The 16977-nt window shown below is 73.6% G+C and carries 9 protein-coding genes, 1 tRNA gene and 4 pseudogenes; 5 read left to right on the top strand and 9 right to left on the bottom strand.

Annotated elements, in window-relative coordinates; all coding sequences use genetic code 11:
- Window positions 1–227: 227 nt before the first annotated feature.
- On the top strand, window positions 228–1493 hold the full coding sequence (gene selA, locus ACGF8A_RS19170) for an L-seryl-tRNA(Sec) selenium transferase (protein ID WP_393109587.1): 1266 nt from the start codon (window positions 228–230) through the stop codon (window positions 1491–1493).
- Window positions 1494–1498: 5 nt separating this feature from the next.
- Window positions 1499–3211 (top strand): annotated as a pseudogene (locus ACGF8A_RS19165) (GTP-binding protein); the annotation flags it as partial.
- Between the two features lie 83 nt (window positions 3212–3294).
- Here the strand turns inward: ACGF8A_RS19165 and ACGF8A_RS19160 are convergent.
- Window positions 3295–3387: transfer RNA gene (locus ACGF8A_RS19160), tRNA-Sec, on the bottom strand.
- A 52-nt stretch (window positions 3388–3439) separates the two neighbouring features.
- Between ACGF8A_RS19160 and selD the strand changes: the two genes are divergently transcribed.
- Window positions 3440–4465, top strand: coding sequence for a selenide, water dikinase SelD (selD, locus tag ACGF8A_RS19155; protein ID WP_393109585.1), 1026 nt, complete (start codon window positions 3440–3442; stop codon window positions 4463–4465).
- A gap of 7 nt (window positions 4466–4472) precedes the next feature.
- Here the strand turns inward: selD and fdh are convergent, their stop codons facing one another.
- From fdh to ACGF8A_RS19120, 7 genes and pseudogenes are all read right to left on the bottom strand, one after another.
- Complete coding sequence (gene fdh, locus ACGF8A_RS19150; RefSeq protein ID WP_393109583.1) at window positions 4473–7733, bottom strand: formate dehydrogenase; 3261 nt, start codon at window positions 7731–7733, stop codon at window positions 4473–4475.
- Window positions 7734–7883: 150 nt separating this feature from the next.
- Window positions 7884–8930 carry an NrfD/PsrC family molybdoenzyme membrane anchor subunit gene (gene nrfD, locus ACGF8A_RS19145; protein ID WP_393109581.1) on the bottom strand — a complete coding sequence of 349 codons (1047 nt, stop codon included), beginning with the start codon at window positions 8928–8930 and terminating at the stop codon, window positions 7884–7886.
- A gap of 22 nt (window positions 8931–8952) precedes the next feature.
- Window positions 8953–9999 carry a 4Fe-4S dicluster domain-containing protein gene (locus ACGF8A_RS19140; protein ID WP_393109579.1) on the bottom strand — a complete coding sequence of 349 codons (1047 nt, stop codon included), beginning with the start codon at window positions 9997–9999 and terminating at the stop codon, window positions 8953–8955.
- 290 nt (window positions 10000–10289) lie between these two features.
- Window positions 10290–10678 (bottom strand): annotated as a pseudogene (locus ACGF8A_RS19135) (oxidoreductase); the annotation flags it as partial.
- Window positions 10679–10718: 40 nt separating this feature from the next.
- Complete coding sequence (locus tag ACGF8A_RS19130; protein ID WP_393109577.1) at window positions 10719–11576, bottom strand: ANTAR domain-containing protein; 858 nt, start codon at window positions 11574–11576, stop codon at window positions 10719–10721.
- A 324-nt stretch (window positions 11577–11900) separates the two neighbouring features.
- A complete protein-coding gene (locus ACGF8A_RS19125; RefSeq protein WP_393109575.1) occupies window positions 11901–12362 on the bottom strand; it encodes an MSMEG_6728 family protein in 462 nt (153 codons plus the stop codon).
- Between the two features lie 141 nt (window positions 12363–12503).
- A pseudogene (locus ACGF8A_RS19120) lies at window positions 12504–13384 on the bottom strand (SDR family oxidoreductase).
- Window positions 13385–13612: 228 nt separating this feature from the next.
- On the opposite strand from ACGF8A_RS19120, the gene ACGF8A_RS19115 reads away from it, so the two are divergent.
- Window positions 13613–15598 carry a DUF1996 domain-containing protein gene (locus tag ACGF8A_RS19115; RefSeq protein ID WP_393109573.1) on the top strand — a complete coding sequence of 662 codons (1986 nt, stop codon included), beginning with the start codon at window positions 13613–13615 and terminating at the stop codon, window positions 15596–15598.
- A 79-nt stretch (window positions 15599–15677) separates the two neighbouring features.
- On the opposite strand, the pseudogene ACGF8A_RS19110 reads toward ACGF8A_RS19115, so the two are convergent.
- Window positions 15678–16222: pseudogene (locus ACGF8A_RS19110) on the bottom strand (ATP-binding cassette domain-containing protein); the annotation flags it as partial.
- A gap of 503 nt (window positions 16223–16725) precedes the next feature.
- Between ACGF8A_RS19110 and ACGF8A_RS19105 the strand changes: the two are divergent.
- Window positions 16726–16941 (top strand): hypothetical protein, encoded by a 216-nt coding sequence (locus ACGF8A_RS19105; protein ID WP_393109571.1) that lies wholly within the window; start codon window positions 16726–16728, stop codon window positions 16939–16941.
- Window positions 16942–16977 lie beyond the last annotated feature (36 nt).

Below are 16977 nucleotides of genomic sequence, written 5' to 3'. Positions count from 1 at the left end.
CCGTCGGGCGTGTCGTGACGCGGGTGCGGGGCAGTCGGAGACGATGGGTGTACCCGAGCAGCCCTGCAATCGAGCGAAGAGGGAGGGGCCGCGTGGACCAGCGGGCGGCGGCTGCCCCAGTCGGCGGCGCGAACGGCCCCGAAGCGGGCGGGACCGGCCGGTCCCGCCCGTACCAGGGCCCTGACACGACGGACGTACGGCGGCGGATTCCCCGCACCGACACGCTGATGCGAGACACACGCCTGTCGGAGGCGGCTCGACGGCTGGGCACGGCGGTGGTCAAGGCGGCTGTGCGGCAGGCCCAGGAGCAGGCGCGCGCCGGCTCCGTCGCGCCGGAGGACGTGGCGGCCACGGCCGTCGCCCTGCTGCCGCGCACGGCAGGCGGGCTGCGGCCGGTCGTCAACGCCACCGGCGTGGTGCTGCACACCAACCTCGGCCGGGCGTCGCTGTCCGCGGCGGCCCGCCGGGCGGTGCAGGACGCCGCCGGTCCCACGGACGTGGAACTGGACCTGCGCACCGGCGTCCGTGCCCGCCGCGGCCGCACTGCCCTCGCCGCACTGCGCGAGCGGGTGCCGTCGGCCGGGGCCGCGCACGTCGTGAACAACGGCGCCGCCGCCCTCGTCCTGGTGGCGACCGCGCTCGCCGCCGGGAAGGAGATCGTGATCAGCCGGGGGGAGATGGTGGAGATCGGGGACGGCTTCCGCCTGCCGGACCTGCTGGTGTCCACCGGAGCCCGGCTGCGCGAGGTGGGCACCACGAACCGCACCACCGTCGCCGACTACGCCGCCGCGACCGGTCCCGGGACGGCCTTCGTGCTGAAGGTGCACCCCTCCAACTTCCGCATCACCGGATTCACCCGGACCGCCGACGTGGGGGAACTGACGTCCCTCGGCGTTCCGGTGGTCGTCGACATCGGCTCCGGCCTGCTCGGCCCGCACCCCGTGCTGCCCGACGAACCCGACGCCGAGACCCAGCTGCGGGCCGGTGCGTCCCTGGTCACCGCGAGCGGCGACAAACTCCTCGGCGGCCCGCAGTGCGGCCTGCTCCTCGGCGACGAGGCACTGGTGCGGACCGTGTCCCGGCACCCGCTCGCCCGTGCGGTGCGCGTGGACAAACTCACCCTCGCGGCCCTGGAGGCCACGCTGACCGGGCCCGCGACACCGACCGCGAGGGCGCTGGCCGCCACCGCGGCGGGCCTCACCGACCGAGCCGAGCGGCTCGCCCGCGCCCTGCACGCCGACGGCGTCGACGTCGCGGTCGTCGTCAGCGCCGCGACGGTGGGCGGTGGCGGTGCTCCCGGAGTGACACTGCCCAGCGCCGCGCTGTCGCTGCCCGAGCGGTACGCCGACGCCCTGCGGACCAGGCCGGTCCCCGTGGTGGGACGGCTGGAGGCCGGCCGGTGCCTGCTCGACCTGCGGGCGGTGCCGCCGGAGGACGACGAGCGGCTGGCCGAGGCCGTGCGGTCGGTCTCGGACCCGGCCGCGGAAGGGTAGCCCCCATGCGGGTAGTGGCCACCGCCGGACACGTCGACCACGGCAAGTCCGCCCTGGTGCGGGCGCTGACCGGAATGGAACCCGACCGTTTCGAGGAGGAGCGGCGCCGGGGGCTCACCCTCGACCTCGGGTTCGTATGGACGCGGCTCGACCCGGACGCGTCCGGCGGCTCCGCAGGGGAGCACCTCGCCTTCGTGGACGTACCCGGCCACGAGCGGTTCGTCGCCACCATGCTGGCCGGTGTCGGGCCCGTGCCCGGCGTGCTGTTCGTGGTGGCCGCCGACCAGGGATGGCAGCCGCAGTCGCAGGAACACCTGGAGATCCTGGACGCGCTCGGAGTGCGGCACGCCGTGCTCGCGGTGAGCCGCAGCGACCTCGCCGACCCCGAGCCGGTGCGCGCGGACGCCGTCGCACGCATGGCCGCCACCTCGCTCGGCACCGTGCCGTCCGTCGCGGTGAGCGCGCCGACCGGTGCCGGACTGGATCAACTCCGGCGGGAACTCGCCGAGCTGGGCCACGCACTGCCCGTCCCGCCGGCCGACGCGGATGTACGGCTGTGGCTGGACCGCGCCTTCACCGTGCGCGGTCACGGCACGGTCGTCACCGGCACCCTGGGCGCGGGCACCCTGCGCGTGGGCGACCGACTGGTCGCGGGGGACGGCGCGACCGTCATCAGGGTGCGCGGCCTGCAGTGCCTCCACGAGGACGTCCCCGCGGTGAGCGGGGTGGCGCGCGTGGCGGTCAACGTGCACGGCACCGCCGACGGCCTGCTGAAGCGGGGGCAGGTGCTGCTGACTCCGGACCGCTGGCTGCTCACCGACCTGATCGACGTCCGGGTCGGCGGAGCGCCGGTCGAGGACCTGCCCCGGACGCTCACCCTGCACATCGGGACGGCCGCGGTGCCGGTCACCGTCCGGCCGTTCGGCCCGGACACGGCCAGGCTGTCCCTGACCCGCGCGCTGCCCCTGCGGGTCGGCGACCGGGCCGTACTGCGGGAACCGGGCGGCGGGCGCACGCCCTGCGGGGCGACCGTCCTCGACGTACGGCCGCCACAACTGGCCCGGCGGGGAGCAGCCCGCGCCAGGGCGGCCGAACTCGCGAACCTGACCGGCCGTCCGGACGGCGCGGCGGAACTGCGGCGGCGCGGACTCCTCCGCGGCTGCGAACTGGCGGCGATGGGCGTGCCCGCCCCCGGTGCGCCGGTCACCGGTGACTGGCTGGCCGACCCGGACCACTGGGCGGCACTGCGGGACCGCCTGGAGACCGAGGTCGAACGCCATGGGGCCGAGCACCCGCTGGAGCCCGGCCTGCCCACCGAGGCGGCCCGCCGGTTGCTCGGCCTGCCCGACAGATCACTGGTCGACGCCCTCGCCCGGACATCGGGCAAGCTGCGCGGCAGTCAGGGGCGGTTGTTCGGTCCCGGAGACCTGCGGCCGGCACTGCCGCCGCCCGTCCAGGCAGCCGTCGAGGCGCTGCGGCGGGAGCTGGCGCGGGCGCCGTTCCGCGCCCCGGAGGCGGGCCGGCTGGCCGAGCTGGGGCTGACCCGCAGGACCCTGGCCGCCGCGGTCGCGGCGGGCGCCCTGCTGCGGGTCGGCGACGGGATCGTGCTGCTCCCGGACGCGGACGTGCGCGCGAACGCCGTACTGCGCCGACTGCCGCAGCCGTTCACGCTCAGCGAGGCCCGCCGCGCCCTCGACACCACACGCCGGGTTGCCGTACCGCTGCTGGAGTTCCTGGACGCCCAGGGGCACACCGAACGCGTGGACGACCAGCGCCGGCGTTGCCGGGCGGACGCGGAGAGCGGAGGCGGACGGGAATCGAACCCGCCTGCCCGAGATTCTCGGACACCTCGGTTTTGAAGACCGGGAGGGCCACCAGGCACCCACACGCCTCCATCGCCCGCCCAGGCTACCGGAGGGCCAGACCCACGACCCGGAGGACCCGGCATGACCACCACACGAGAAACACCGGTACGTCTGACGCAGTTCGCCCACGGCGGCGGCTGCGCCTGCAAGATCCCGCCCGGTGAGCTGGAGGACGTCCTGCGCGGGCTGTCCGGGCCGACGGCGACCGCGAGTGACAGCACGCTCCTGGTCGGTCTGGCCACCGGCGACGACGCGGCCGTCGTCACCGTGCCCGACGCGGCCGGCGCGCCGGACCGGGCGGTGGTCTCCACGGCGGACTTCTTCACCCCGGTCGTGGACGATCCGTACGACTGGGGGCGCATCGCCGCGGCCAACGCGCTCTCCGACGTGTACGCGATGGGCGGCCGTCCGCTTCTCGCCGTCAATCTCCTGGCCTGGCCCCGCGAGGTGCTTTCGTTCGACCTGGCCCGCGAGGTGCTGCGCGGCGGGCTCGACATCGCCACCGAGGCGGGCTGCCACGTGGGCGGTGGGCACAGCGTGGACGACCCCGAGCCCAAGTACGGCATGGCCGTCACCGGCCTGGCCGATCCGGCGCGCCTGCTGCGCAACGACGCGGGCCGGCCGGGCATGCCGCTGTCGCTGACCAAGCCCCTGGGTCTGGGCGTGCTGAACAACCGTCACAAGGCCACCGGTGAAAGGTTCGGACAGGCGGTCGCCACGATGGTGGCGCTCAACCGCGACGCGTCGGCCGCGGCCCTGCGCGCGGGCGCGACGTGCGCCACCGATGTCACCGGGTTCGGCTTCCTCGGCCACCTGCACAAGCTGGCCCGCGCCTCGGGCGTGACCGCCGTGGTCGACACCGCGGCCGTGCCGTACCTCGACGGGGCGCGGGAAGCCGTCCGGGACGGCTACGTCAGCGGCGGCACCCGGAGGAATCTGGACTGGGTCGCTCCGGTCACGGACTTCGGGCAGGCCGACGAGGACACCCGGCTGCTGCTGGCCGACGCGCAGACCTCCGGCGGGCTGCTCGTGGCGGGGGAGATCCCCGGCGCGCCGGTGGTCGGAGAACTCGTGCCGCTGCGGGAGCACTCCGTGGTCCTCACCTGAGGTCGGGTCAGGGCTCCGTACCCGTCCGTTCGTCGATGCCGGCCAGGGCCCGGTAGTCGCGCACCAGCCGCACGGCCGCCGGGCCCCTGGGCCGGCGGCCCGGCCGGATGTCGACGGCGAACGCCTTGGTCTCCTGGATGTGGGTGTTGGGGTCGAGGGCCATGTGCAGCAACTCGTTGGCGGCGTCCCCGGTGCTGTAGCCGTTCGGCCCCCAGTGGTAGGGCAGGCCGACCTGGTGCAGCGGGCGGCCGTGCACGGTCAGGGGCGGCACGCGGTCCGTGACCAGCACCCGTGCCTCGATCACGTTCCGGGCGCTGACGATCGTCGCCCAGCCCGTGTGTTCCAGGCCGCGCTCGGCGGCGAGTTCGGGGGAGACCTCGCAGAAGAACTCCGGCTGCAGCTCCGCCAGGTAGGGCTGCCAGCGGGACATGCCACCCGCGGTGTGGTGTTCGGTCAGCCGGTAGGTGGTCGCCACGTACGGGAACACCTGCGAACCGGGCTCGGTGCCGCTGGGCTGGTAGCGGTTGTCCGGATGTGGTGGCAGCAGATGGCGTACCGGGTTGCGCTGCCGGCCGTACAGCAGGTTCGGGAACGGCGAGTCCTGCGGCTCGTAGTGCGTGGGCAACGGGCCGTCCGTCAGGCCGGACGGCACGTACAGCCACGCCTTGCCGTCGCCCTGCATGATGAACGGGTCCGTGCCCGACAGGGCCTCGGGCCCGGTCGCGCCGCGCGGCGGCCGGTGGCCGGGCGACTTGTCCTTCTTGAAGTCGGCCACGTCGTGACCGGTCCATTCGCCGCGCTCCGCGTCCCACCAGACCAGTGCCTTGCGTTCGCTCCACGGCTTGCCGTCCGGATCGGCGGAGGCGCGGTTGTACAGGATGCGCCGGTTGGCGGGCCACGCCCAGCCCCACTCGTTCGCCACCCAGTTCTGCTGCTCGCCCGGCTTGCGGCGGGCCGCCTGGTTGACGCCGCCGGCATGGACGCCGCAGTAGATCCAGCAGCCGCACGCCGTGGAGCCGTCGTCGCTCAGGTCCTCGTACGAGGCGAGCGGGTTTCCCCCGGCGTCATGGCCGTTGATCTCGGCGAGGACGGCCTCGGCCTCCGGCTCGGCCAGCTCGCCCTTCGTCGGGTAGTCCCAGGTGAGGTCCAGCACGGGCCGGTCCATGGCGTCGGTCGAGGCGGCGAGCCTCTCCCGGACGATCCGCCCGAGGTGGTAGATGAACCACAGGTCGCTGCGCGCCTCGCCGGGCGGTTCGACGGCCTGGTGATGCCATTGCAGCAGACGCTGGGTGTTGGTGAAGCTGCCGTCCTTCTCGGTGTGGGCGGCGGCCGGCAGGAAGAACACCTCGGTGCGGATGTCCTCGGTGCGCAGCTCACCCGTCTCGATCTCCGGGCCGTCCTGCCACCAGGTGGCCGACTCGATGAGGGAGAAGTCCCGTACGACGAGCCAGTCCAGGTTGGCCATGCCCAGGCGCTGCATCTTGGCGTCGGCGGACCCCACCGCGGGGTTCTCCCCCATGAGGAAGTAGCCCTTGCAGGTGCCGTTGATCTGCGACATGACCGTCTCGTAGGTGGAGTGGGAGCCGGTCAGGCGCGGCAGGTAGTCGAAGCAGAAGTCGTTCTCGGCGGTCGCGGCCTCACCCCAGTACGCCTTGAGCAGGCTGACCAGATACGCCCGCATGTTGCCCCAGTAGCCCTTGCGGGCCGTGTCGGCCTGGACGAAGGAGCCCAGGTCCTGCTGGTGGTGGGCGTGCGGCATCGGAATGTAGCCGGGCAGCAGGTTGAACAGTGTCGGGATGTCCGTCGAGCCCTGGATTGAGGCGTGCCCGCGCAGGGCGAGGATGCCGCCTCCGGGCCGGCCGATGTTGCCGAGCAGGCTCTGCAGCACGGCGGCCGCGCGGATGTACTGGACGCCGACGGTGTGCTGCGTCCAGCCGACCGCGTAGGCGAACGCGGTGGTGCGCTCGCGCCCGGAGTTCTCGGTGACCAGTTCACACACCTGGCGGAACAGGTCCTGCGGGACGCCGCAGATCTCCTCCACCATCCGGGGCGTGTAGCGGGCGTAGTGCCGCTTGAGGACCTGGAACACGCAGCGCGGATGGGAGAGCGTCTCGTCGCGTCGGGGCGCCCCCTCGCCCACGTCCGCGCCGCCCGCGCCATGGGCCTCACCGCGCGCCGCCTCCGTCACCGCACTGCTGTCGCCGGTGCGCCTGTCGTACTCCTGGTCACGCCGGCCCGACGCCGCCTGGACCTCCGTACCGGCGTACTGCCAGCTGGTGTTGTCGTAGCTGCGGGTCTCGGGATCGAGCCCGGAGAAGACGCCGTCGAGGTCCTCGGTGTCGCGGAAGTCCTCGCGCAGCACGACAGGCCCGTTGGTGTAGGCCACCACGTAGTCACGGAAGTACTTGTCGTTGCTCAGGACATGGTTGATGATCCCGCCGAGGAAGGCGATGTCCGAGCCCGCGCGCAGCGGCACGTGCAGGTCGGCCAGCGCGCTGGTCCGGGTGAACCGCGGGTCGACGTGGATCACCTTCGCGCCCCGGGCCTTCGCCTCCATCACCCACTGGAACCCGACCGGGTGGCACTCGGCCATGTTCGAGCCCTGGATGACGATGCAGTCGGAGTTCTGCAGGTCCTGCTGGAAGGTGGTCGCGCCGCCGCGGCCGAACGAGGTTCCCAGACTGGGAACGGTGGAGGAGTGTCAAACACGCGCCTGGTTCTCGATCTGCACTGCTCCGAGGGCGGTGAACAACTTCTTGATGAGGTAGTTCTCCTCGTTGTCCAGCGTGGCCCCGCCCAGGCTCGCGATGCCGAGGGTGCGCCGGGTGCGGATCCCGTCGACCTCCCACTGCCAGCCCGCCCGGCGCGCCTCGACGACCCGGTCGGCGATCATGTTCATGGCCGTTCCGAGGTCGAGCCGCTCCCACTCGGTGCCGTGCGGGCGCCGGTACAGGACATGGTGCTCGCGGGCGCCGCCGGTGGTCAGCTGGAGGCTGGCCGAGCCCTTGGGACACAGGCGCCCACGGGAGATGGGGGAGTCGGGGTCCCCCTCGATCTGCGTGACCCGCTCGTCCTGGACGTACACGTTCTGGCCGCAGCCCACGGCGCAGTACGGGCAGATCGACTTCACCACGCGGTCCGCCGAGGCGACCCGGGGGGTGAGCCGCGCGCCGGCGCCGCTCTTGGCGGCGGCCCCGCGGCCCAGGGGATCCGTCCCCGTGAGCTGGCGGTAGACCGGCCAGGAGTCGATCCAGGTGCGCACGCCCATGTCGTCTGCCCTCTCGTCCCCCCATGCCTCTCCTGCTGATTCTCCCGCAGCCGGGCGGGCACGGCATCCGCTGCTGCGGACCTTCCGCGCGGTCGCGGCACGCCGCGGGGTACCCGGCAGGCCGACGCCGAAACGGGGCCGGGCGGCCGGTCAGTGGCCGTCGGAGCGGGCCCGCGCCTCGAGACGTTCCCGCTGCGGTACGACGGTGTACTTCGGGTCCTCCGCCGAGGCCACGCCCGCGTGGAACACGCCGAACCGCAGCGCCGCCGAACCGGCCAGCAGAGCCGTGCCGGCCGTCGCGGCGACCAGCCGGGCCCGGCCACCCGCGCCGTCCTCGCGGCCCCCGTACACCGCCAGCGCGGCGCCGCCGGCCGTGAGCACCTCGGACGCGCGCAACTGCCACCGCTGCTTGCCCAGTCCGTACGGCTCGGCGGCCAGGCCCATACGCCGCTTCATCAGCTGGAAAGCACCCAGCTCCAGTCCCGCGCCGAGCAACGCCATACGGCGTGCCGGGCCGGTCTCCCGCAGCGGCGCACAGGCCAGGGCCAGCCCCGCGGCCGCGGTGGCGGCCGAGCCGGCGAAGACGAACGGCATCTCGCGGTGGCCCTCGTGCCACGACGGGACCGCGGTGTCGGAAAGCAGCACGGCGGTGTAGGTGGCCACGGCCGGGCCGAGCGCGGCGGCGCCCGCCGTGGCGGCGCCCCCGGCGATCCGGTGGCGGCCCGCGACATCGGCGGCAGCGGCGGCCATCGTCAGCGGGGCGTAGCCCGCCAGCAGCCACGAACCCAGGTTCAGGGGGGAGGTCGGCTTGAAGACGCGCAGCATGTGGAGGAAGCGGGCGGGACGCCCCAGGTCGTGCACCAGCGCGGCCAGCGAAACGGAGATCGCTCCGGCCGCGCCGAGCTTCGCGGCGCGAGCCAGTCCCGGGCGGCCCGTGACGTGGCCGCCGGCGGCCAGCAGGGAGGAGGCGCCGGCGAGCCCGCCCAGGCAGAGGTAGCCCGCGACGTCCAGCGGCTTCCACGTCGGCCGGTTCAGGATCGGCCTGCCGTAGTACGAGGAGAACTCCACGTCGGGCACCATCGCCCGCTCGCCGCCTCCCCGCCGCCGTCGCCGGCGCCCGGCCCGGGCCCCTGTCGGGGCCTCGCGGCCGGGACGCGCGCCTTCCACCCCGTTCCTGGTGACGTCGGACCCGCTCATCGCGGCCTCCTGACGGAAGTGGTCATCGTGGCCTCCTGGCGAAACTGACGGCGGCCAGCGCGGCGAGCGACGCGGCGGCGGCCGCCGCGTGCCGCCACATCGAGGGCAGATCGCGGGTCGTGACGACAGGGTCGGGCGGCAGCCCGTAGACCTCCGGTTCGTCCAGCAGCAGGAAGAACGCGCCGTCGCCGCCGACGCCGTCCCCCGGGTCCTCGCCGTACAGGCGCGCGTCCGTGACGCCGGCCGCGTGGAGTTGCGTGACCCGGGCAGCCGCCCGCTCCCGCAGCTCCTCCAGGGGACCGAACTGGATGGAGTCGGTCGGGCACGCCTTGGCGCAGGCAGGTTCCATGCCGACGCCGAGACGGTCGTAGCACATGGTGCACTTCCAGGCGCGGCCGTCGCCGGGGCGCTGGTCGATGACGCCGTACGGACAGGCCGGAATGCAGTAGCCGCAGCCGTTGCAGATGTCCTCCTGGACGACCACCGTGCCGAACTCGGTGCGGAAGAGCGACCCGGTCGGGCAGACGTCGAGGCAGGCCGCGTGCGTGCAGTGCTTGCACACGTCGGAGGACATCAGCCAGCGCAGTTCGGTACGTCCGTCGGGCGCGACGGGGGAGATCGCCCCAGCGGGCGCGCCCGCTGGGGCGGAGCCGGGCTCCGGGGACGTGGCGCCGGGGCCGGGGGACGCAGGGGACAGGCCCAGGTTCGTGGCTGCGGTGAAGACGTCGACGTTCTCGTGCCCGACACCGGGTTCCTGACCGCCCAGCGGCTTGCGCTGCTCGATGAAGGCCACATGCCGCCAGGTGTCGGCGCCGAGTCCCTGGGTGTTGTCGTAGGACATGCCGGTCAGTTCCAGACCGTCCTGCGGGATCGCGTTCCACTCCTTGCACGCCACCTCGCACGCCTTGCAGCCGATGCACACGGAGCTGTCGGTGAAGAAGCCCATGCGCGGTGGGTGGCCGGTGTACCCGGCCGCTCCCGCCACGTCGTGCTGCGGACCGGACAGCAGGCCGCCGTGGGGCGCCTCCCTGCCCGTCCCCGACCCTGCGGCGGTGCTGTCTTCCGTCATGCCAGGGACCTCCTCGCTCACGACCGGCCGGCCTGCCCGTGGCGGAACGCGTTCCCGGGGCGGTGCTCACGGACCCGTGCGCCGTACCCGGTCCGTGTGCCCCTGGCGGCCACTCGTCACGCGTGTGGTGGCCGCTCCTGCCGATGACTGCCGCCGGTCCTCGCGGTCCGTCCGCGGCCGCCTGCCTTCCAGCAGACGCCGACGGCCGGTCGTCCGCAGCCCGGACGCACCCGTTCGGCGGGCCGCGGCTGCGCAAGCGACGCGCCTCCTGGACGGCTCGGGTCTCGGCCGGCGAACGCGTCGACGCCGGTCAGTTGGGCGGACAGGGCCCGCAGCCGGGCCGCCTCCTCCGGGTCCGTCGCCCGCTCCTCGACCCCGGATCGGTCACCGTCCGCCGGGGCGGGCCCGGCGATGGCGAGTCCTCCAGGCAGACGCCGCCCATGCCGTTCAGCCGGGGGGGAGGTCGCCGCCCACACCTGTGGGGCGGCGCCCTGCTGCGGCGTCTTGAACGGCTCGGGGTGGAACAGGTCGCCGTCCTCGTCGGTCCAGCCCCGTTCGACCATCTCCCGCTTCGGCGGATGCCGCTGAAGGGGGGTGAGGGATGCCACCGGGGTGCAGTGAGAACGCCGCGCTCCCGGCCGAGCCGGTCGGGATGCACGGCGAACAGCGCGTTCGCCGCCCGCGGCCGCCGCCCGGACCGGCCCGGGCCGTGGCGTCGTCTACCGCCTGGCCGTGGCGTGCAGGTCCTCCAGGGCGTCGAGGACCACGGTGTTGCGGTGCCATACCAGCCACCGGCCGACCTGGGAGCCCAGGTGGCGCAGCGCGGTGAGCTGCGCGCCGGTGAGCTCGTTCAGCGTCTGCTCGTGGTGGGAGGAGATCATGCCCAGCACGGTGCCTCTCGGCGTGGTCAGGGGCACACTGTGGCAGGCGCGGCTGCCGGACTGCAGGATCGCTTCCCGGGAGGCCTCGTCGAAGGTGTCCGAGGCCGCCACGTCCTTGACGGTGACCTGCCGGTTCTGCTCCGCCGCCTGGGCGCACGAGGTCGTGGTGGACTCGATGAACGCGAAGAAGTCGGTGAAGCGCCGGTTCAGTCCGGTGTGCTTCTCCATGCGCAGCATGCCGCTCTCCACGAGCTGCACGTTGCCCATCGTGGTGTCGTTGATGTGCAGCACCCGCCGCATCGCGGCCTTGAGCACCGCGCTGTCGCTCGTGGTGCTCGCTCCGTCGTTCAGCGGCAGGCCGGGCAGGGGCGGCGGCCCGGGGCGGTGAGGCCGGGAGAACCATCTGCGGCCGGCCGGGTCGGGGGCCGGACTCCGCAGGGTGGCGTCGGCGAGGGTGTGCAGCTTGGTGTTGTGGCGCTGGGAGGCGGAGCGCAGCAGCTCGAACGCCTCCTGCCGTGATTCGAGCCGGTAGCGGGAGAGGAGAACGTCCTCCGCGCCTGCCACCACGGCATGCGCCAGGCGCCTGTTCCGGGCTTCGACCGCGCCCTGGCGTTCCGCGTCCTGCGTGTCCCGGCACCGGCCGTCGCCCGGGTCCCTGGTGGCGTACGGCACGGGCGTGTCGGGGCGCTCTGTCACTGCATCGTCTCCTCACCCGGGCAGCCGGCCTCACGGCGCCACCCGGATAGCCGTTCCGTGTCGCGCCGAGTGGCGCTCGCGGACATCGCGGGGGTGTGCCTGCTGCCCAAGCACCCGCCCCACTGTAAACACGGCATCGACCGGCAGCGCCAGACCGCCTGGGGGCCGCGTCCGCCCGCGGTACGGGGCGCTTTCGTGCTCCCCGTCCGCGGCGCGCCGACCGCGCACGGGCGTTCCCGTCCCGCACCTGAGCGGTCTCAGCCGTGACCCGTCCGAGGCGGCGGGCCGAGCCCGGGGCCTGTGGAGAGCGCCGCCTTCCCCGGGCTACCGGTCGGACCGCGGCCACACGTAGGGCAGATCGTCCGGCACGCCGGGGAACGCGTCCGTGTACGCCTCGGGGTCCTTGCGTACGAGTGCGGAGCGATGGCTGAGGTGGAAGGCCTCGTCGCCGAGCCAGGGCGGCAGTTCCGACGCGGCGGCCAGAGCGGACTGGTCGCGTACGCGAGCGCCCGGACGGCCCGCGGCGAACCCGGCGACCAGGGAGGCCGCACAGCTGTCCTGGTGGCCCTGCTCACGCCACACCCGGCATACCTCCAGCCCGTACCGGACCAGGGCCTCCTCGTACCCGTTCCACATGCGTACCGCCGGGTGCCTGCGCCAGCCGTATCCCGGCACGGTCAGTCCCCGCAGCACTTGGAGCGCCTCGACCCGCTGCTTGCCCAGGCGGCGGCGGTCGAGCAGCAGGGCGGAGCGCCGGAAGTCCGGATCGGGCAGGAACGTCTGCATGATCGCCGTCCTGACGAGGGGACAGGAGGAAGGGCCACCGCCCCGGGAGGCTCGCCCACTGTGTACCAGGGGCACCACCCAATGTGCCCCAACGACGTGTGCCCCAGCGACCTGCGCGCCCACGACCGGTGCCGCGACGACTCAGGGTGCGTCTCCCGTCGCCGCGCGGTCGGCCTCGCCACCCGCGCCGAGCAGCCCGGTCGGCAGGAAGGGCTCCTGTGCCTCCAGGAGCGGCAGGCGGCGCCGGGCGAGGCGAAGGACCAGGGGAGGCAGGGCGGCACGCACCGGCTGCACCAGCCGCAGCCAGGGTGGCGCGTAGACAGCCGTCCGCCGGCGTTCCAGACCGCGCACGATCCGGCCGGCGACCGCCTGCGCGCTGTACACGCGCCGTGCGGGCGGCGGCATGTGCAGGCGCAGCTGCCGCAGTACGGCGTGCCGGTCGGCGTCGTGGACCATGTCGGTGCCGGTCCAGTTCAGGTAGGCGATGCCCACGCTGACGCCCTGGTGCGCCACCTCGGCCCGGAGGCTGTGGGCGAAGGCCTCGACGCCGGCCTTGGAGGCGCAGTAGGCGCTCATCAGCGGGGCCGCCCCGAGCGACGCGAGGGACGCCACCTGAAGGAAGTGGCCCGCCGTGGCGATCAGGTCGGGCAGGAAGGCGCGGGCGGTCTGGGCGCTGCCGACGAGGTTCACGTCGACGACCCGCCGCCAGGTGGCCGGGTCCGACGTGACGAACGGACCGCCCTCGGCGATGCCGGCGTTCGCGATCACGACGGAGGCCGGTCCCAGACGGTCGCGTACGGTGCGCGCGGCCGCGTCGAGCGCGGCAGGGTCGGTGACGTCGAGCTCAGGGCGAGCGCCGTCGTGGGCAGCCCCGCGGCCACCGACTCCAGGAGGGGCCTCTCGTGCCCGAGCAGGGCCACCCGTGCGCCCCGAGCCGCAGCTTCGCGTGCCAGCGCCGCGCCCAGCCCCCGTGCGGCTCCGGTCACCACGACCGTCCGGTTGCCGAGCGGACTGCTGTGCATCGCCTGCCCTCCTCGCCGGCTCGGTACCAAGCCCCCACGCATCACTTCCCGCTTCCGGCAGCGGGTGGATGCGCCCCAGACGGTCTTCCTCCGATCGGCCGACGATCACCGGGCGGCCGCCCTCGACCCTCGCGAATTCCGCGAGCCGATTGAACACACCGGCTCCCTCCCGCGTATGGCATCCGGGGGAACTCATGCCCGGGTCGACCAACGCGTAGGAGTACAACCGTGGGACGCAACACGCGCAGACGCCCAACCGGCGCGAGACGCGCGACATTCGCAGCCGTCGCGCTGATGCTGGGCGGCGGAGGACTGGTCGGTGTGAACGTGTACGCCTCCGCGACCGACAGCGGCGCGGGCGCAGACGTCGGTGACACCACGAGCGCGTGGGGCGCCGCCACGATCGACTGTCCCGATGTGGGCGAGCGGCTGACCTCGGTGCCGGACGCGGCACGGGCGGAGGTCGACAAGGAAATCGCGCTGCTCGACCAGCAGATCGCCGACGCCTATCGGCAGGTGCAGGTGCAGCCTGCCGGTTCCGCCCAGGAAGCGGTCCTGCAGCCGCTCACGGAGCAACGCGGGGCCACGATCGAGCGCATCGCGGTCGCCCTGGACGCCGCGGGAGAGCGGCCGGAAGGGCTGGAGGCCCTGGCGCCGTGCACGCTGCTGGAGGCCGAGGGCGCGCAGGGCACCGCCGGTGAAGGAGAGGCGGGTGACGGCTCCGAAGGCGAGCAGGGCGGCGGGCCCGGGGACGACGGGCAGGCGGACGACGCGGGCCAGGGTGGCGACGGGCAAGGGGGCATCGGGGGCCAGGCCGGCAACGGACCTGTCGCCGCGGACTACGCTGACATCACCGGCGTCCAGCCCGACGTGCCCGCACCGCCCCGGACGGAAGCCGCGTCGCGCGGCACCTTCACGACCAGTTGCGGTGTCAACGCCGAGGGCCTGTTCAACTCGGACAACGTGATCGTCGCCCCCGGCGTCAGCAACGGGGCCCACCACTTCCACGACTACATCGGCAACCAGTCCAACGACGCCTTCGCCAGCGACGAGGACCTCGCCGCCGCCGACACCAGTTGCGTGGACCAGGGCGACAAGTCGTCGTACTACTGGCCCGTGCTGCGTCTGCAGAACGGTACGCAGGAGCAGGACGCCCAGTCGCCCGGTGGCGGAGTGGAGGGGAACGCCGGCGAGATCGTGACGCCGAAGGAGGTCACGCTGACGTTCGTGGGCAGCCCGCTCGGTGAGGTGACCGCGATGCCCCGGCTGCTGCGCATCATCACCGGCGACGCGAAGGCGTTCGTCAACGGCCCCGGCAACGCGAACGCCTCCTGGAGCTGCACCGGGTTCGAGGACCGGCAGCTGAAGGACAAGTACCCGCTCTGCCCGTCCGGCAGCGACGTGGTACGCACCTTCCGCTTCCAGAGCTGCTGGGACGGCTCGAACATCGACAGCGCCAACCACCGCACGCACGTGGCCTTCGCCGACGCCGCCGGGAACTGCCCCTCCGGCTTCCGCGCGATCCCGCAGCTGGTGCAGCGGATCGTCTACGACGTCGACGCGCCGAGCCTGAACGACGGCGGCCGTACGACGCCGCTGTTCGCGGTGGACTCCTTCCCCGAGCAGCTCCACAAGCCGGTCACGGACCACGGTGACTTCATCAACGTCTTCGACGAGGACCTGATGAGGGAGATGGTCGACTGCATCAACTCCGGGCAGCAGTGCGGGGCGGGCGCCGGAGGCGGCAACGGCGACGGCGGAGGCAACGAGGAGCCGACGGCCGCCCCTGAGGATCCGCAGGACGGCGGCGACGGCGGCGGCGAGCAGCCTGGTGAGCCCGGTGACGGCGGTGCGGACCAGCCCGGCAAGGGTGCCGGTGACGGTGCCGAGCCCACCGGGGCCCCCGACGAGGACGCTCCCGCCGCCCCGTCGGACGGCGCCCCGGCGACGACCGCGCCGCGCCCCGCAGAGCCCAAGGCGGCCGGCACCCCGAACGCCCCGGCACCGGTGGCCACGTCCCAGCAGCCCGTCGTCGAAGCCGGGGCCGACGGCTCCGGAACCGAGTCGCCGGCCGGGCAGCAGGCCGCCGCTCCGCAGGGGAACCAGGGCGGACTGGCCGAGACGGGCACCCGTCTGTGGCCCGCCGCCGCGGGCTCCGCACTGCTGATCGCAGGCGGGCTTCTCCTGGTGCGGACCCGGCGCCGCCAGATGTGAGGCCGGCCCGCGCCCCCCTGATGAGGAGCCCGGGTCCGCAAGGGCCCGGGCTCCGCCACGGCACAGGGCAATACACCTGGCGGTCCCGCGAAAGCCGGAGGAGTTCGGCGAAGGTGCCGCCGGCGTGGACCAGGTCGTCGTACCGGCCCTGTTCGGTGATCCTGCCGTGCTCCATGACCACGATGTGGTCGGCGACCTTGGTGTTCTCCGGACGATGGGTGACGACGATCGTGATGCGGTCGGCGGCGACGGCAGACGCTGCCACTGGCCGCCCGACAGTTCCGCCCCGCCGAAGATCTCTCGGGCCAGAGGCGTGTCGAGGCCGCCGGCGAGGTCGGAGCCGTTCCAGGTGACGCGGCCCTTGTCGGCGAGGTAGACGCCGGTGATGCGAGGCGTGAGGATCGACTTGCCCGATCCGTTGACGCCGACGATCGTGAGGATCTCGCCGCGTCGCAGGGTGAGGGAGACGCCGTCGACGGCCGGTGCGTCCTTCCCGGGGTACTGGTAGACGATCTCCTCGAGACGGATCTCCCTGACGGGAGCGGAGACCTCGAGGAGGCCGCGCCGGGGCGCGCGGACCTCGGCGTCGTCCAGGAACGCGTGCACGTCGCTCAGATGGACCGTTGGTCGCCTGGATGTGCCCGGGCTCATGCTTCGGGCTGCTCGCACTCGGCGTCACCGCGGCCACCACCGGCTCGGCGGTGACGGTGGAGCGTGGGGACTGGCCAGGCACTGCTGGGTCTGCACGAAGTTCTGGCTGACCGTGGCCACGACCACCGCCACGGTCTTCGCCCCGTGGCCCTGGGTGAACGCCGCGGTCGCCGGTGTGGCGGCCGGCGGCGGACTGCCGGACGCCCGTGACGTCCTGATGGGGCCGATGGTTGTCGCTCTACGCCTGTCTGTTCATGACGGTGATCTCGATCCCCGACGTCTCCGTTCAGCCGCGCCTGCGATCCTTCGGACCCCATGAGCGGCCGGGCGCCGGGGCTCGCTCACCAGGGCTACGTGCTGGGCGGTGTCCAGGGCCATCAGGGTGGTCGCATGCCGTGTCGGGCCTCCGGCGCGGGCCGGGCCCGCGATCCTGGGCCGAAAGCGGCGGCACCCTTCCCACCGACAAGGAGCACGGCATGCCGACGGATACGGTCGGACGTTTTCTGGCGGCTCTGGACCCGGAGCACCGGGAGGCCGTGAGCGCCCGGTCTCGCGAGGAACAGGAACGTCTCGCGGGAGCCTGGGAACGTGAGCTCGAAGCGGACGACGAGCTCGACACCCTCGACGAGTTGTCCCCCCGGGCGGCGGAAGCCGAGGCCGCCCGCCGTGTCATGGAGCGCGAAGCCGGATAGACCAGGGCGCGAAGCCGGATAGGCCGGGGCGAAGCC

It is taken from the genome of Streptomyces sp. NPDC047706 (assembly GCF_043204795.1).
Lineage (GTDB): Bacteria > Actinomycetota > Actinomycetes > Streptomycetales > Streptomycetaceae > Streptomyces.
Note: the sequence above shows the minus strand (reverse complement) of the source record. Positions and strands in the feature narration are given on the sequence as shown.